We start from the raw sequence: 15819 nt of genomic DNA on the forward strand, positions 1-15819 counted from the left end.
ACAAGTTGGATTTCATTTAACGTAAATCTCTTTTTTACATTTTGACTCTATTTTTATGAAAATAAATAGAAATGCGGTGAGCCTTTATGAAAATAGTAAAGCTAAATGAGTCTTTTATTTTTGAATTACTTAATCTTTGCAAATCTGTTGGATGGTTACACGATGAAATTTTTATGAAAAAACAATTCGAAATGTATCTTTCTATCGGCACACTTGTAGGTTACATTCATGAGAACAAACTCATTGCGACTGGAGGAGTATTTCCCTTTACAAGTAACTTCGCTTCCATTGGTATGTTAATCGTTCACCCTAATTTTCAAGGACGCGGAATAGGGCGCATGTTGCTAAATCATTGCTTGGAACAAATTCATCCAAAACAACCCATTGCACTTATTGCGACAAAAGCTGGCGAACCTCTATACACATCATGCGGATTTCAAACAGCAACAACGATTCATCGTTTTGAAAAGCAAACTATTAAGACGTACCCTTCTCACTTACAACAAGTACAAGAAGAAGACCTTATATCTCTTACTTCTCTGGATCAAATTGCAACTGGTATGAATCGTTCTCTACTTTACTCTTTGCTATTACCAAGGGCTGTACACTCTTTTAAAATTGAAAGAAATAACTGTATAGAAGCTTTTTCATTATGCATACAAAAGGGCAATATATTATGTATCAATCCACTTATCGCCAAGCAAGCAGAAGATGCTATTCAATTATTAAAAAAGATATGTGAATGTTGGAATGGTATAGTACGAATTGATGTCCCACACTCACAATTTACATTTCGTAAATTTCTTCAAACAGAAAATTTCCAAGAAACGCTCCTTTCACCTCTTATGATAAAAAATGGTAGCCGACTTCCTGGAAATCGTAATATGCTATTTGCTATGATAGATACAGCGTTATGTTAGAAAGGAGACACCTAATTGAAGCGATTTAGCTATTTTATGGTAGGTTGTCTTACTCTTACACTATTAGTAGGATGTAGTGCAGCAGAAAAGCCAGTAGAACAAGTAAAACAAGTTAAAAATACAATTACAGCGAAACTAGCTACCGAGGAAAAAATGGTAGAAATAGATGGTCAAACCATTTACTTTAAAAAGATTGGTAATGAAAAACCACCTTTACTTATGATTCATGGCTTTGGAGGGTCATCAGATGGTTTTCAAAAGATTTACTCCGATTTAGCAAAAGATCATACAATTATTTCTGTAGATGCTTTAGGATTCGGGCGCTCATCTAAGCCAATGGATTTTTATTATTCTTTTCCAACTCATGCAAATTTGTATTATAAATTAATGAAAAAACTAGGGTATGATTCATTCGCAATACTGGGGCATTCCATGGGGGGAGAAATTTCTCTAAATTTAACATATTTATATCCTGAAGCAGTTACTCACCTTATTTTAACTGATGCTACAGGTGGCCCTCATACATTCGTTACTAAACAAGGCTCACCAAAACCACAATTGTCGACTGATTTAAATGCAGTTTCTTCTATTACAGATTATGATGAAAGCAAAGTGAAATTCAAACGTAATGATGAAGAGCATTATAATAAAATGAAATTATGGCCTAGACGTCTTAAAATTAATGCAAATGAAATAAAACAGCCAACTTTAATTATATGGGGCAGAAATGATAGTAGCGTTTCCTGGAAAGAAGGAGAAACGTATCATCAATTCTTAAAAAATAGCACTTTACATATTATTGAAAAAGGTTATCATGCACCATTTCGCCAAGAACCACAAGAATTTGTCGGGTATGTAAAAGATTTCTTTAAGAACAATCCGATCAAAGTTGAAAAATAACATAAACGGGTATCTCATTTTGAGATACCCGTTTTCATATATTAAGCAGCTTGCTTTTGGCGTTTTTGAGTTTTTGATCCTAATACTTTCGGGATAACAAAGCCATCCATTCCAAATTTCCCAGCGTTCATACCGGAAACAAGAACAAACATAGATAAGATAACCATCTCAGGGTTCACACCAATTGACCCACTAAACATATAGGAAAAGTTCATTACAAGACCAAAAAAGACCGCTGTTTTTGTTAAACAGCCTACAATTAAACCAATTCCGACTAAAATTTCCCCCCATGTTACAAGTGTATTAAACAAATCTACATTTGGAATTGCAAATTCTTGTAAGAATGATGCCCACCAAGATTGAACAGCCGGTTGTGCACCTTTAGATTTTTCAATTGCACCTTGCAAATAACCTGTTGCATCGAATCCTTTTCCTTGTAGTTTACCGATTCCAGCCATTAACCATGTGTAACCAAGATATACTCGAATTACTGCTAATACAAAAGAAACTGCTTTGTTTTCTCTTAAAAATTGAATAACCATATCTTCCTCCTAAAGTTGTAATTAAGTTAGTTACAGATAATATAATAACATTAGTTACTTATTTTTAAAACGTTAATTATGAATAATTTGTGACATGCGTATGAAACATTCAAAACTAACGTTTATATAGTAACTTTTATTACCTGTAAAAACTTGAACATATCATACCACAGGTGATAATCATTTTCATTGAAAAAAATGTAAAAAAATTGTGAGTTAAATGTGAAACACGTTTATTCGAATATAGAATAAACGTGTTTCACACTAATTATAGAATCGAAATGTATGTGTCTCCTCATCAATTAAACTCGCTTCTTGAAACGCTTCTTCTAACGTTTTCCCATGGTTAATAACCCCATAAAATAAGCGTATAGTAAACATAAGTGCTGCATTTCCATCTACATAATCAATCGATCCAATATATGATTTCGCACCACTATGTAAAAAAGATTTTGCTAGATTTTTCTCCCCTAACGTGCACCCGCTATTTACAATATGTGTATTATGCAATTTTGCATATTCATAAATTTCTTCTGCACCAAAATACCCTCTCGGTTCATCTTGTTCATATACTTCTTCGCCTAACTCTTCCATGACAAACTTCCCTTCTTCACCATGAAAGCAAAAAATAATATAATTAACATCGTTAAATAAGTTCTTTCCAGAAAGAACTCCCACAAAATCTTTCGGTCTACCAATCCAATATGTCACAACCCTTGCACCAAAATATTCAAGAGATGCTCGGATTGATTGCGCCTCTAAATCCGAATTAAAACCAACTACTAATGCAATATTCAACATACAATCCCCATCCTATAATCAGCCCTTATCAATCAGAATTTTCTGGGATAAATCCATTTCATATATACCCGTTTCTTTCAAAAAATCTGATCTAGTTAAAACGACTTTCTGTAAATATTGCCTATATGCTGTAATTGTTCCATCGTGGGATACAATGCAAATTCTTTCAACACTCAGTTCATAACACCAAAGAAGAAATTCATCTACTATTTGCTGAAAACTATTCTCTGAAATAGTGTTTATACCTTCCTTCCATAACTGATTATTTGAGCTTTTCTCTATCGAAAAATGCGGAAATAACTTTGTTATCATTCCCTGATCTACTATATAATCGCACGGTAATGTTCTCGCTTCTTCTCGATAAGGAAAAATACGCGGAGATACATATGGATGAACGATTTTTTGACAAGCAACTTTCGCACTCCATATTGTCGCCGTTTGCAAAGTTCTAAGTGTAGGACTAGCAATTAATATATCCGCCTCTTGTAATGGCACATTGCATTGAAGTAATTTAGCCTGATTCCTTCCTTCATCCGTCAATGGCGGATGAAGCACTTTTAAACTTGATGGCAAATCCCTTGTATGTTCTCCTTCCCCGTGCCGAACAAAGACGATTTTCATCCCCTTCCTCCTCTCATTATGAAATCCTCTTACATATTTCTTCCCTATCTCATACTTTATTCCTGCTATATGAAAAACTGATATGTAAAATACTTTTTACAAGGGAGAAGTGAATCAAAAAATATAAAATGGATAACCATCTTAATTGGAATGATTATATGGGGATACATAAATGGATTTTTTAGTAGTGATAAAGTGAAACTTTAATCCGTGGGGGTTTTGTTCATCCCCCCACGGATTATTAGTTGAACCAATCGGGCTTTTACGGACAGTTGATCCCCACCTAACTTCTTTGCCTCCGCTGAATTTTGAGGTGGGGGTCTTACTGCCCGTTAATGCGGGATAAAACTGCTAATCCTTGGATTACAGATGATGAACGTGAAACAAAAATTAAGCAAAAAGCAATTACGGCAAGCTGGTCCGGTGTTTTTATGTTTTGTACCATTAGCCTCTTAAATAAATGGTTAGGTTTAAGCACAAACGATAAATCACCGTACTTACCAGACACTATCGCAGCTATTTTAAAAGAAAATGTAGAGTTACAAGTTTTACTCATGCTATTTGTTATGTATGGAATATTTTACTTACATTATCGAAGAAAATTAAGTGCCTAACTTCTAACTCATGATTATCCTCCTAAATGGTTATAGTAATCATGACAAAATGAAAGGAGAGATATAAACATGAGTAACTCGAATGAATTTTTAGATACACTACATGAAAAACAAGCAAAAGATGAACAAAATAGAAAGCGCCAAGGGAACGGAAACCCAGCGAAAAAAAAGCCAAATAAAACACATAAATAACAATTAAAACTGCTTAAAATGATCTTTTAGGCAGTTTTTTTATTCTTCTTTCACCGAGATAACATTTCCCCAATTCCATTTCTCATAATACCACGCTGGTACATCTATATTTTCAATCCACTTCTTTTCCTGCTTCCGATCTTTATGAGCAAGCCATACATCCGCTTTCTTACGGTCTGAACGTATCCAAATTAATTGATTACTCTTCTTCATGAAGATCGGGTGGTAATCCCCTTGCTTGTTCGTTTTCTTTGTGATTTGATGCTGTGCATTACTTGTACTATCGACCTCATATAAAGATGGTAGTGGCCTTTTTTCTGGTGGAGTTTCTATCCCTGCCTCTTTTGCTCGTGAAACGATAATTACTCTATCGTTCTTCCATACAAAATCCCAATCAACATATCCTTTCGGCGTAAATATGTTCTGCTGAAGTGCTGGCAATTCCTTTACTTTTAAATGTTTATTTTCTAATGCAACTCTTCCGCTCCCTTCAATATAAGCTAATATATTTTTTGATGGTGCCCATTGAAACCATTGTGCGTTTAATAACATTTGATCTACTTTTTCAAACCGACTGCCGTCTGCACGAACTAAGCAAAGCGTATTACTATCAGCTGACCATGAAGCTGTCGGTACTGCTAAAAATGAAATCCACTTTTGATCTGGTGACCACTTAAAGCCACTTGCTACTAGCGCTAGGAAATCATCGTGTTCATTTGGCAATGCATACAAATGCTTCATTTTGTGAGGATTCATATGTGCATCTTTTTGCACTTCATATAGCTGAGCCCCTGTCCATCCTGTTGGAAGTAAGTGCGCTTCAGAGGATACAAGAAAGTTCTTTCCATCGGGGTACCATGCATAATCCCCTACACCAGCCGATACATTTTCAAAATCTGCATTCTTTTTTTCTACATCAAATGTATTTAATGTACCTGTAAATATAAATGCAATTATATTTTCTGTTGGTGACCATTGATAATTCGATGCTTCTGAGTGAAACGGCGTAACTTTCTTTCCATCTTTCAGCCGATATAACTCAAGAATACTTTGTTTCTTCCCTTTTACATACGCTAGCCATTCCCCATCATATGACCACTTCGGCCCTGTTATGTACTCTCCTTTTGTAATCTGTATTTCTTTCCCATCAACTTTAATCCAAAGATTATGATGACGAATAAAAGCAACTTTCACACTATTATTTTCTGCACTAGTAATAGTGATAGAACATAAAAACATAAACAACACTACACTACTACTTACTATTAGCCTTTTCATACCATCACTCCATTTCCCTCATAGCATTCCTCACTTTATCCCTACAATATGTGAAAAATATCGATTCGACATAATCAGAAAAAATTTCCCAAGAAATTTTCAATCCATAGAGGATTGGTATGAATTATGTCGAAAGTATAGTTTAGCCAACATTTATATGTATAATTTCTAACTAAAATGCAAGATTTTATTTCTGAATATTGGCACTTTTATTAGGGGGAGTATCAATGAAAAAAACTACATCTACACTATTAAGCATGGCGCTTGTCTTTTCTAGTTTTGGAGCTTTAAGTGCTCATGCTGAATCACTACAAAAGGAGAAGCAATTTAGTCCACAATTAAAAACAACGATTGAACAGTGGGGAGAACATAAAATCGCTCAAAATGTTGAAACGAAAACAACAAAAGAAATATCAGTAATTGTAGAATTACAACATGCACCTCTCGCTGCTCAAAGTAATATTCAGCATGCTCCAGATTTACAAAATAGTAATGCACAGTCTTATCATGCTGAGCTCAAAAAAGCACAAGAAGATACGACTAAGAAAATAAAAGAAAAAGCACCTGGTGCAAAAATTAAAGAAGTGTATAATACGTTATTTTCCGGATTCTCTATTTCAATTCCTGGAGATCAAATTACCTCTCTTGCCTCTTTACCTGAAGTAAAAGCAGTCTATCCGAACTTAACATATAAATTACATGAAACATCAAAAAGTGCTATTAACGAAGAAGCACCAAATATCGGTGGACCGACAATTGGTGCACCTGAAGCGTGGAATTTAAAAGATCCATTTGGCAAACCGCTTGATGGAAAAGGCATGAAAATAGCCATTATCGACTCTGGCGTAGACTATACACACCCTGACCTAAAGGCAAATTATATCGGTGGATATGACACGGTTGATGAAGATAACGATCCAATGGATGGTAACGTACATGGTACTCATGTAGCTGGAATTATTGCGGGTAACGGAAAAATTAAAGGCGTTGCTCCAAACGCTTCTATTCTAGCCTATCGTGTAATGAATGACGGTGGAACTGGTACAACAGATGATATTATCCAAGGAATTGAGCGAGCAATTCAAGATGGTGCGGATGTGTTAAACCTCTCCCTTGGGCAGGATTTAAATGTACCTGATCAGCCTGTAACATTAACGTTAGAACGAGCAGCGAAACTTGGTGTTACTGCTGTCGTTTCAAATGGAAATGACGGACCAAAACCTTGGTCTGTTGATGCTCCCGGTAACGCAAGTAGTGTCATTTCTGTTGGAGCATCTACGGTTTCTATCCCGTTTCCAACATTCCAAGTAACTGGTTCCAGCAAAACATATCAAGGGTTACCATTATCAAAATCCGATTTTCCAATAGAAAATGATTCTCCTCTTGTATATGTTGGTTATGGCAATCCAAGTGATTATGCAAAACAAGATGTGAAAGGGAAATTCGCACTTATTTTACAAGGTACTTCTAGTACATTAGTAAAAGCAGAACAAGCGAAGCAAGCTGGTGCACTTGGTGTGTTATTAATCTCTAGCGAAAAAGAAATTAATATGATGCCGGAATATTTTTCACGTGAACATCTAGCTGTCCCAGTAATGCAATTATCAAATACAAATGGGGAAGAATTAAAAACTTTAATTACAAAACGAAAGAAAAATATAAAAATTGGACAACCAAAGCAAACAGAACTTATCGGTAACTTTAGTTCAAGAGGACCATCACAAGGAAGTTGGCTAATAAAGCCTGATGTTGTTGCACCTGGAGTACAAATTACTAGTACAGTACCGCGAGGCGGCTATGAATCGCATAACGGAACAAGTATGGCTGCTCCGCAAGTAGCTGGAGCGGTTGCCCTCTTGCGTCAAATGCATCCTGATTGGACGACAGAACAATTGAAAGCGGCTCTTGCCAACAATGCCAAAACATTACATGATGTCAATGAAAATACATACCCTGTTATGGCACAAGGATCTGGTTTAATTAACATTCCGAAAGCAGCTCAAACAAATGTATTAGTAAAACCTAACAATGTCAGCTTCGGTCTTATTAAGCCCAATAGCGGAAAAGTAAAACTGACGCAAAATGTTACATTACAAAACCTTTCTAGTAAAAAGAAAAGTTTTTCAACTCGTGTGGAATTACTAGATGCAAACACAAAAACAAAAGTAAAAGCTTCTGTCCCTTCATCGATTAGCATTCAACCGAATAGTAGTACCGAAAAACCATTTACTATCACTGTAGATAGCTCACTACAACAAGGTGTGTATACTGGAAATGTATATGTAAAAGAACAAGGGGCAAAAGAAGAAATTCGAATTCCATTCACATTTAGTATCGATCCTAAAGATTATAAACGTATCGATGGACTTGAAATTATTAATTCTACTTTTAGCCCAAATGGCGACCACGTACTAGATGATAATCTCATCAACTACTATTTAGTTGCGCCTGTGGATGATATCACATTGCATGCAAATTTAGTTACGAAAGAACGTGTAACGTATCAAGGGATTATCCATCAAGCTAAAAATGCAACTCCTGGGTATAAACCTTTCAAATGGAATGGTACAAAAGCAGATGGCACTCCTTTAACTGATGGGCTATATCAAATTGAAGCAGTTGCTTCTAATTCTGGCGGGGAAACAAAGCAAACAGCTGCTGTATTTCTTGATCGAACTGCACCTAAGTTAACACACGAGGTTGACCAAGAAAATCTCGTAATTAGAGGAAAAGTTGATGATATTCTACTAGATTGGATGTCAGAATCTGGTTGGATAGCACCTGGTATTCCAGTGAGAATGCAATATGAAATTAACGGAAATGGTGTATGGGAACAGGCATTCCTGAACCCTTGGGAGAAAAGCTATGACATTTATTTCGATCGCACTCAATTACAAGAAGGAAAAAATACTATTCACATTGTAGCAACTGATGCAGCTGGCAATACCTCTAATTTAACTGTTAATTTAGAAGTGAAATAAAGTAAAATTTTAATCAGTGGAGATTTCGTTCATCCCCACTGATTATTAGCCTTCACCAATCGGGAGTTACGGGCAGTTAATCTCCCATCTCACTTCTTTGCTCCAACCGAATTTTGAGGTAGGAATTTTACTGCTCATTAACACGGGATAAAAAATTTTTGTTGACAATTTTTTTAATATAGTTTTATAATACAAAACATAGTTTAGTTGAACGAATTATATATCGGCTTTGAAGGAATACTAGTAGCGACTTATATCACTGTCTCAGAGAACTGATGGTTGGTGCGAATCAGTACATATACAAGCGTGAATTACAATTCTGGAGCTTCTTTCCCGTAATGCTTTTTATGCATGAAGAGAAAGACGGATCTTTCCGTTATCGTAAAGTGAGTGGTAAACAATTAGTTGTTTACAAATAGGGTGGTACCGCGATTTTTATCGTCCCTATCGGATTTTCCGATAGGGACTTTTTTGCGTCCATCCTCTTACACAATTTCATATATACGCGTTGAAAGAATCGCAGTAGTATCTTATATCCCTGTTACAGAGAGCTAATGGTCGGTGGAAATTAGCACATATATAAGTATGAATTACAATTCTGGAGCTTCTTTTTCGTAGTGCTTTTATGCATGAAGGAAAAGACGGAATTTTTCCGTTATCATTAATTGAGATGTAAGTATATTTTCACTTACAAATAGGGTGGTACCGCGATTCTTTCGCCCCTATCGGATTTTCCGATAGGGGCTTTTTCTATTTCTCACAGAAACAGATGTTAAATAATTCCGAATCTTATGATAAAATTTTATAAGCGCTTACAAATAATGAAGGGAGGTGATACAAGCTATACGAAATCGATATTCAATTTTATAGAAAAAAAGGAGGATGTCTAAATGACAAAGAAAACAGAAATTCCATCGCATTTAAAACCATTCGTATCCACACAACATTATGATCAATACACACCGGTGAATCACGCTGTGTGGCGTTACATTATGAGACAAAATCATAGCTTCTTAAAAGACGTTGCTCATCCAGCCTATGTGAACGGACTACAATCATCTGGTATTAATATAGATGCAATTCCAAAAGTAGAAGAAATGAATGAGTGTTTGGCACCAAGTGGCTGGGGCGCTGTAACGATTGACGGACTTATTCCCGGCGTAGCATTCTTCGATTTTCAAGGACACGGATTACTACCGATCGCAACAGATATTCGGAAAGTAGAAAATATCGAGTACACACCAGCTCCAGATATCGTACACGAAGCCGCAGGACACGCACCGATTTTACTTGATCCTACATATGCAAAATATGTGAAACGTTTTGGGCAAATTGGTGCAAAAGCTTTCTCTACAAAAGAAGAACATGATGCATTTGAAGCTGTTCGTACATTAACGATAGTGAAAGAAAGCCCTACTTCTACTCCTGATGAAGTTAAGGCTGCTGAAAATGCTGTAATTGAAAAACAAAACTTAGTTTCTGGTTTATCAGAAGCTGAACAAATTTCACGTCTTTTCTGGTGGACAGTAGAATATGGATTGATCGGAAATATAGATGATCCAAAGATATATGGTGCTGGTCTCCTTTCTTCTGTTGGCGAAAGCAAACATTGCTTAACAGACGCTGTAGAAAAGGTTCCATTTTCTATCGAAGCATGTATAGGGACAACTTATGACGTAACAAAAATGCAACCACAACTATTTGTTTGTGAATCCTTTGAAGAATTAACAGATGCGCTTGAAACATTTTCTAAAACAATGGCCTTTAAAACAGGTGGAAAAGAAGGTTTAGAAAAAGCAATTCGCTCTGAGAACTATGCAACAGCTGAGCTAAATAGCGGATTACAAATTACAGGTACATTTAGCGAGACAATTGAAAACGATGCAGGTGAATTAATTTACATGCGAACAAATTCGCCAACGGCATTAGCACTTCATAATAAACAGTTAGCGAATCATTCTACTTCTGTACACAGTGACGGATTTGGAACACCGATTGGATTACTCACTGAAAATATTGCATTAGAAAATTGTACAGACGAACAACTACAATCATTAGGAATTACAATTGGAACTATCGCTGAGTTTACTTTTGCAAGTGGTATTCATGTAAAAGGAACAGTAACAGATATTGTAAAAAACGATAAGAAAATTGCTCTTATTTCCTTTATCGATTGCACAGTTACTTATAACGCCCGCGTTTTATTTGATGCTTCATGGGGCGCATTTGATATGGCTGTTGGCTCACAAATCACTTCAGTATTCCCAGGTGCCGCAGATGCCGCAGCATTTTTCCCAATGGATGAAGAAGTTCACGAAATTCCTGCTCCACTTGTACTGAATGAACTTGAACGTATGTATCAAACAGTTCGAGATATTCGAAGTGAGGGGATTTTACACGACGCGCATATCGATCAATTAATAGCAATTCAAGAAGTATTAAATAAATTTTATGCGAAAGAATGGTTACTGCGCCTTGAAGTATTAGAGTTACTTTTAGAGCATAACAAAGGGCATGAAACATCGGCAGCATTACTACATCAACTTTCTACTTTCACAACTGACGAAGCTGTAACACGCCTTATTAACAATGGTCTTGCGTTACTTCCAGTAAAGGATGTGAAAAATGATGCTAAGATTAACTGAAGAAGAAGTTCACGAAGAATTATTGAAGGTAGATAAATGGATGGTAAAAGATGAGAAATGGATTGAACGAAAATATATGTTTTCCGACTACTTAAAAGGAGTCGAATTTGTCTCTGAAGCCGCCAAACTATCAGAAGAACATAATCACCATCCATTTATCCTTATCCAGTATAAAGCAGTTATTATTACTTTGTCATCTTGGAATGCAAAAGGTTTAACGAAACTAGATTTTGAGCTTGCAAAACAATTTGATGAACTATTTTTACAAAACGAAAAAGCAATTATAAGAAAATAAAAAGAGAAGCCTTTTTAGGCTTCTCCTTTTATTTTGAAATGGATACAATGTCCAAATGGATCCTCGACTTGTAATATTCCATCTTTGTACGTAGCAATCTTGCCAATATTTTTTAAGCTTTCACATACTTGCTCTTTTTGTTTTTCATCCGCTAGTACAATTGTGAAATATTTTAAACCAACAGAACCTGGCATTTGCGGTGGTACCCCTTCACCTTGCCACGTATTTAAACCGATATGGTGATGATAACCACCTGCTGATACGAACAACGCTCCATTACGAGCTGGGATCGTTACTTCAAAACCAAGACCATCAACATAGAAACATTTCGCTTCCTCTAAATCAGCTACATGGAAATGAATATGCCCCATCACAGTACCAGCTGGAAATCCATTCCATGTACTTCCTTGCTGTAATAATTCTTCACCAGCTAACGGGTTACTAACAAATGGGAGTTCTCCATTCTCATCACGCCAAACTTCTTTTTGTCGATCATGATAAATTTCAATCCCGTTTCCATCTGGATCAGCTAAATAAAGAGCTTCACTAAAGTAATGATCGGCTCCGCCATGTAGTGGATATACCATCTCTACAAGATGACGAAGAACATTCGCTAAATCCTGCCTACTTGGTAATAAAATTGCGTAATGATATAACCCTGTTCTTCCTCTTTGTTTTGGAAAAGCTTCTTTCTTTTCTTCAATGATAAGAAGTGGTTCATCATTTTCATTCCCAAATGTAACGACTGCTTCTTCTTCTTTTAGCACCTTCATACTTAGTACTTCCGTATAAAACTCTAGTGATTTCTTTACATTAGATACGTATAAATGAACAACATCAAGTGTTGTATCGGGATGAAGTTGAAAACTCATCTTGTTAGCCCCCCCATTTAAATTAGTTCTTCTTTGACATTTTTTCTTTTAAGAAATTATCTACAAAACCATCAGCTTTTGCAACAAATAAATATGCACCCATTGCTAATAATGCAAGTTCTAATTCGAAACCAGGATTTTTTCCATCTCCCAATAAACCAGCTGACCATTTCACTTTTACGATTGCTCCAACCATAACAAGTGCAAATAATAATCCAATATATCTTACACCTAAACCTAGAATTAATAATAGGCCTCCAACTAATTCAAATGTTGCTACACCGTATGCAAGTCCTCCTGGTAAACCAATGCTTGTAAACCACCCTGCAATATTGTCAATTCCTGATTGGAATTTTGTTAAACCGTGCATGAAAAATGTTACCCCTAACACGATACGAATAATTAAGTTACCAATATGTTGATTCATTTCTTTCTCTCCTTTATAGTTTTATTATACAAAACTTTTATTTACATTACAAAACATACACTAATTTTTTTTATTCGTCAATTCATTTTCACTGGGAAAAAATATATTTTTTTTGCTATGATACAAATAGTTGTTTACAAAAAGGAGCTTGATTTTATGAATATTGGTTCTGCAATACGTGAAATTCGTCAACGTAGGGGCATAACAATCGCACAAATTTGTGAGGGAACAGGTCTTTCTAAAGGATTTATGAGTCAGGTTGAAAATAATAAAACATCACCATCTATCTCAACTTTAGAAACGATCTCCAATTTTTTAAACGTTCCCCTTCCCTATTTATTGTTAGAGCAAAAAGATCGATTAAAAATTGTCAAAAAAGAAGAACGGAAATACAGTGTATACGGCAAAGATGAGCAAAGAATTGAACATGTTGCGGAGCAAGGGGGCCTTCGCCTATCTTTAGTAGAAATCCCTACTGGATTCCCGAAAGAAAATTCACCAAATGCCCATGAAGGGGAAGAATGTCACCTTGTATTACGCGGAAAATTAGAAGTTCAGCACGGTGAGGATATTGCAATTGTAGAAGAAGGTGATTCTTTCTCATGGAATGCATGCGTTCCTCATATTGTTCGTAATATAGGAGAAGAAACTGCATTATTACTCATCTCTAGTTATGCAGAAAATCGACAACGTGTTTACTAAATAATAAAAAAGAAGCCTGTTAAACAGGCTTCTTTTTATCCCCTTATAATTCCATAACTTGTCCCAACTAGTACAGTCTTTTCATGCTGATTGCGATAAACTGACTCGATTGAAACTTTTTTATAGCCTTCCATTTGCTCAACATTTGTTAAAGTTAGTTCACAAGTGATCGTATCTCCTGTGAAAACTGGTCTAATAAACTCACTTACTAATTCTCTTGCTATGTAATGTAACTCTTCTCCCACTTTCGTTCCAATGCTAGCAGTCAATAAACCATGAACCATTAATCTTCCATTTTCATCGTATTCCACATGGTGTCTACCTTTATCACCGGTAATATTTGCAAATTCAAAAACTTCTTCCTCAGTAAATCTTCTTTCATATTTAAATACATCCCCAGCTTTTACACTCATTTTTATCCCCCTAATAATAAACAGAATTTTCTTTTATTTTATCATAAAACGAGCCTCAATCCATTCTCTATTATCAAAAGTCTCAAAATTACCTCGCTATACTTTTTTACTTTCCATTCATTTATCGGTGACCATCTCTTTTCGCGACTTGGTATCCATAATACGCACATGTTCCATTTCTCGATAGCTCTCTAACTTCAAATCCACAACTTCTATAAAAATCAAAATTGTTCGCTGATGTATGCGCAAACCAATCACCGTGGGGAAGTTTTTGCAGGCAAAGAGCTACAAGCTTCTTACCTAATCCCTTCCCTCTATATTCACACTTCACAACTAAATTTACTATGTTCGCAATCATAATTCCATCAGAAATGACTCTAACCATCGCAATCATCTCTTCCTCATCCCAAATTGTGAAAGCCCATGTTGAATTTTCGAATGCTATCGTAAATTTTTCAATTTGCCAAGAAGGGATATTATCATTACTCCAACCGGCATCTTCAAATAAAGCTTTAATTGCATATGCTGGTACACTACTCGTTCCCTCACGAATAATAAGTCCATTATGATAAATGTACATGTAACCCCTCCCTTTATTTTCATATACCATTCTTCAAAAAATGCAATTTACCTTTAAAAAAGTAATTTTTTCATCCAACACGCTTAATAGAATAAACTAGAGCATCGATTCCATGAAATGACGTTGTTTTCTCGTAGCTGAGCCCAGTTTTTCTAGCAACAAATATTGAGGCAGGATGATTCGGATTAATAAGAGAAATTAATTTATTCATTCGTAATGCTTGGAAACCATAGTCACGAAATGCTGCCGCCGCTTCTTTTGCATACCCTTTTCCCCAATACTGAGGAAGTAACCAATAACCAATTTCAATTTCCTCTTTTCCATCTATTTTCTGCTTTACCAGCCCTGCATGACCAATTCTTGTTCCCGTTTCCTTTTCAATCAATACAAATAAACCGAGACCGTTTTTATAGCTAGGAATCACCCATTCCTCCAGACTTTTTTTACACTGCATATATGTTTTTAATGTCCCATTTCCAATATAACGCATTACCTTCTCGTTCCCCCATAGTGAAGCGTAGAACTGTAAATCATCCATTGTATATTTGCGAATTTGTAAACGTTCTGTATGAAACATGCTGGCACTCCTTTCCACTAATTTATTCTTCATTTCACGATCATGTTTTGTATGTACACGGTATGTTACTATTTATTATAAAGTGAAACTTTAATCAGTGGGGAATTTTGTTCACCCCCACTGATTATTAGCCTTTACCAATCGGACGTTTACGGGCAGTGGATCTCCCGTCTAACTTCTTTGCTTTAACTGAATTTTTAGGCAAGAGTCTTACTGCCTGGAAAATAGCGGGATAAATGAACCAACGATAAAATACACAATATTCATTCTAAATAACTAAAAAAAGCAGTAGACAAATATTGTCCTCTGCATCCATATCATAACTAGCATAAAGAAAACTACAATTGAGGGGGGTGTAGGATTTTCAAATATACTAGATACTTATCCCGTTCTAACGGGCGGTAAACTTTCCAATTGTTTCAAGTGAAAAGTTTACCGCTCATAAGAACTTCCTTCGTT

Annotated in this window: 17 protein-coding genes and 2 other annotated features; of the genes, 8 read left to right on the forward strand and 9 right to left on the reverse strand. The window is 35.7% G+C overall.

What is annotated here, in order from left to right; translation table 11 throughout:
* Window positions 1-86: 86 nt before the first annotated feature.
* Window positions 87-920 (forward strand): GNAT family N-acetyltransferase, encoded by an 834-nt coding sequence (locus BC_RS21700; RefSeq protein WP_000706693.1) that lies wholly within the window; start codon window positions 87-89, stop codon window positions 918-920.
* Between the two features lie 15 nt (window positions 921-935).
* A complete protein-coding gene (locus BC_RS21705; RefSeq protein WP_000819814.1) occupies window positions 936-1820 on the forward strand; it encodes an alpha/beta fold hydrolase in 885 nt (294 codons plus the stop codon).
* 41 nt (window positions 1821-1861) lie between these two features.
* On the opposite strand, the gene BC_RS21710 is transcribed toward BC_RS21705, so the two are convergent.
* From BC_RS21710 to BC_RS21720, 3 genes are all read right to left on the reverse strand, one after another.
* The gene (locus tag BC_RS21710) at window positions 1862-2362 is read right to left on the reverse strand and encodes a DoxX family protein (protein ID WP_000236612.1); all 501 of its coding nucleotides are present in this window, start codon (window positions 2360-2362) and stop codon (window positions 1862-1864) included.
* A 264-nt stretch (window positions 2363-2626) separates the two neighbouring features.
* Window positions 2627-3163, reverse strand: a complete 537-nt coding sequence (locus tag BC_RS21715) for a hypothetical protein (RefSeq protein WP_000931931.1) — start codon at window positions 3161-3163, stop codon at window positions 2627-2629.
* Between the two features lie 18 nt (window positions 3164-3181).
* A complete protein-coding gene (locus BC_RS21720; RefSeq protein ID WP_000706237.1) occupies window positions 3182-3784 on the reverse strand; it encodes a histidine phosphatase family protein in 603 nt (200 codons plus the stop codon).
* Window positions 3785-4119: 335 nt separating this feature from the next.
* Between BC_RS21720 and BC_RS21730 the strand changes: the two genes are divergently transcribed.
* Window positions 4120-4398, forward strand: a complete 279-nt coding sequence (locus BC_RS21730) for a hypothetical protein (protein WP_002164427.1) — start codon at window positions 4120-4122, stop codon at window positions 4396-4398.
* Between the two features lie 69 nt (window positions 4399-4467).
* The gene (locus tag BC_RS21735; protein WP_000071866.1) at window positions 4468-4590 is read left to right on the forward strand and encodes a DUF4023 domain-containing protein; all 123 of its coding nucleotides are present in this window, start codon (window positions 4468-4470) and stop codon (window positions 4588-4590) included.
* A 39-nt stretch (window positions 4591-4629) separates the two neighbouring features.
* Here the strand turns inward: BC_RS21735 and BC_RS21740 are convergent, their stop codons facing one another.
* Window positions 4630-5868 carry a TolB family protein gene (locus BC_RS21740; RefSeq protein WP_000825732.1) on the reverse strand — a complete coding sequence of 413 codons (1239 nt, stop codon included), beginning with the start codon at window positions 5866-5868 and terminating at the stop codon, window positions 4630-4632.
* A gap of 227 nt (window positions 5869-6095) precedes the next feature.
* Between BC_RS21740 and BC_RS21745 the strand changes: the two genes are divergently transcribed.
* From BC_RS21745 to BC_RS21755, 3 genes are all read left to right on the forward strand, one after another.
* Complete coding sequence (locus BC_RS21745) at window positions 6096-8849, forward strand: S8 family peptidase (RefSeq protein WP_000754151.1); 2754 nt, start codon at window positions 6096-6098, stop codon at window positions 8847-8849.
* A gap of 220 nt (window positions 8850-9069) precedes the next feature.
* Window positions 9070-9298, forward strand: a binding site (T-box leader).
* Window positions 9299-9348: 50 nt separating this feature from the next.
* Window positions 9349-9576, forward strand: a binding site (T-box leader).
* Window positions 9577-9739: 163 nt separating this feature from the next.
* Complete coding sequence (locus BC_RS21750; RefSeq protein ID WP_000163187.1) at window positions 9740-11494, forward strand: aromatic amino acid hydroxylase; 1755 nt, start codon at window positions 9740-9742, stop codon at window positions 11492-11494.
* Entirely contained in the window at window positions 11475-11789 is a 315-nt protein-coding gene (locus BC_RS21755; protein WP_000979537.1) for a 4a-hydroxytetrahydrobiopterin dehydratase, read from the forward strand. Before BC_RS21750 ends, BC_RS21755 begins: the two co-directional genes overlap by 20 nt.
* Before the next feature lie 14 nt (window positions 11790-11803).
* On the opposite strand, the gene BC_RS21760 is transcribed toward BC_RS21755, so the two are convergent.
* Window positions 11804-12661, reverse strand: coding sequence for a VOC family protein (locus BC_RS21760; protein WP_000009839.1), 858 nt, complete (start codon window positions 12659-12661; stop codon window positions 11804-11806).
* Between the two features lie 22 nt (window positions 12662-12683).
* Window positions 12684-13088: a DoxX family protein gene (locus BC_RS21765; RefSeq protein WP_001071553.1), complete on the reverse strand. Its 405-nt coding sequence runs from the start codon at window positions 13086-13088 to the stop codon at window positions 12684-12686.
* Between the two features lie 156 nt (window positions 13089-13244).
* Here BC_RS21765 and BC_RS21770 point away from each other — a divergent pair, with 156 nt between their 5' ends.
* Window positions 13245-13790 carry a helix-turn-helix domain-containing protein gene (locus BC_RS21770; protein WP_001020694.1) on the forward strand — a complete coding sequence of 182 codons (546 nt, stop codon included), beginning with the start codon at window positions 13245-13247 and terminating at the stop codon, window positions 13788-13790.
* A 35-nt stretch (window positions 13791-13825) separates the two neighbouring features.
* On the opposite strand, the gene BC_RS21775 is transcribed toward BC_RS21770, so the two are convergent.
* The 3 genes from BC_RS21775 to BC_RS21785 all read right to left on the reverse strand — a co-directional run bounded on the left by BC_RS21775 (window position 13826) and on the right by BC_RS21785 (window position 15393).
* Complete coding sequence (locus BC_RS21775; protein WP_000111564.1) at window positions 13826-14203, reverse strand: MaoC/PaaZ C-terminal domain-containing protein; 378 nt, start codon at window positions 14201-14203, stop codon at window positions 13826-13828.
* Between the two features lie 121 nt (window positions 14204-14324).
* Window positions 14325-14783, reverse strand: coding sequence for a GNAT family N-acetyltransferase (locus BC_RS21780; protein ID WP_000276126.1), 459 nt, complete (start codon window positions 14781-14783; stop codon window positions 14325-14327).
* 70 nt (window positions 14784-14853) lie between these two features.
* On the reverse strand, window positions 14854-15393 hold the full coding sequence (locus BC_RS21785) for a GNAT family N-acetyltransferase (protein WP_004408018.1): 540 nt from the start codon (window positions 15391-15393) through the stop codon (window positions 14854-14856).
* Window positions 15394-15819 lie beyond the last annotated feature (426 nt).

The sequence above is a fragment of the Bacillus cereus ATCC 14579 genome (assembly GCF_000007825.1).
GTDB classification, from domain to species: Bacteria; Bacillota; Bacilli; order Bacillales; family Bacillaceae_G; genus Bacillus_A; species Bacillus_A cereus.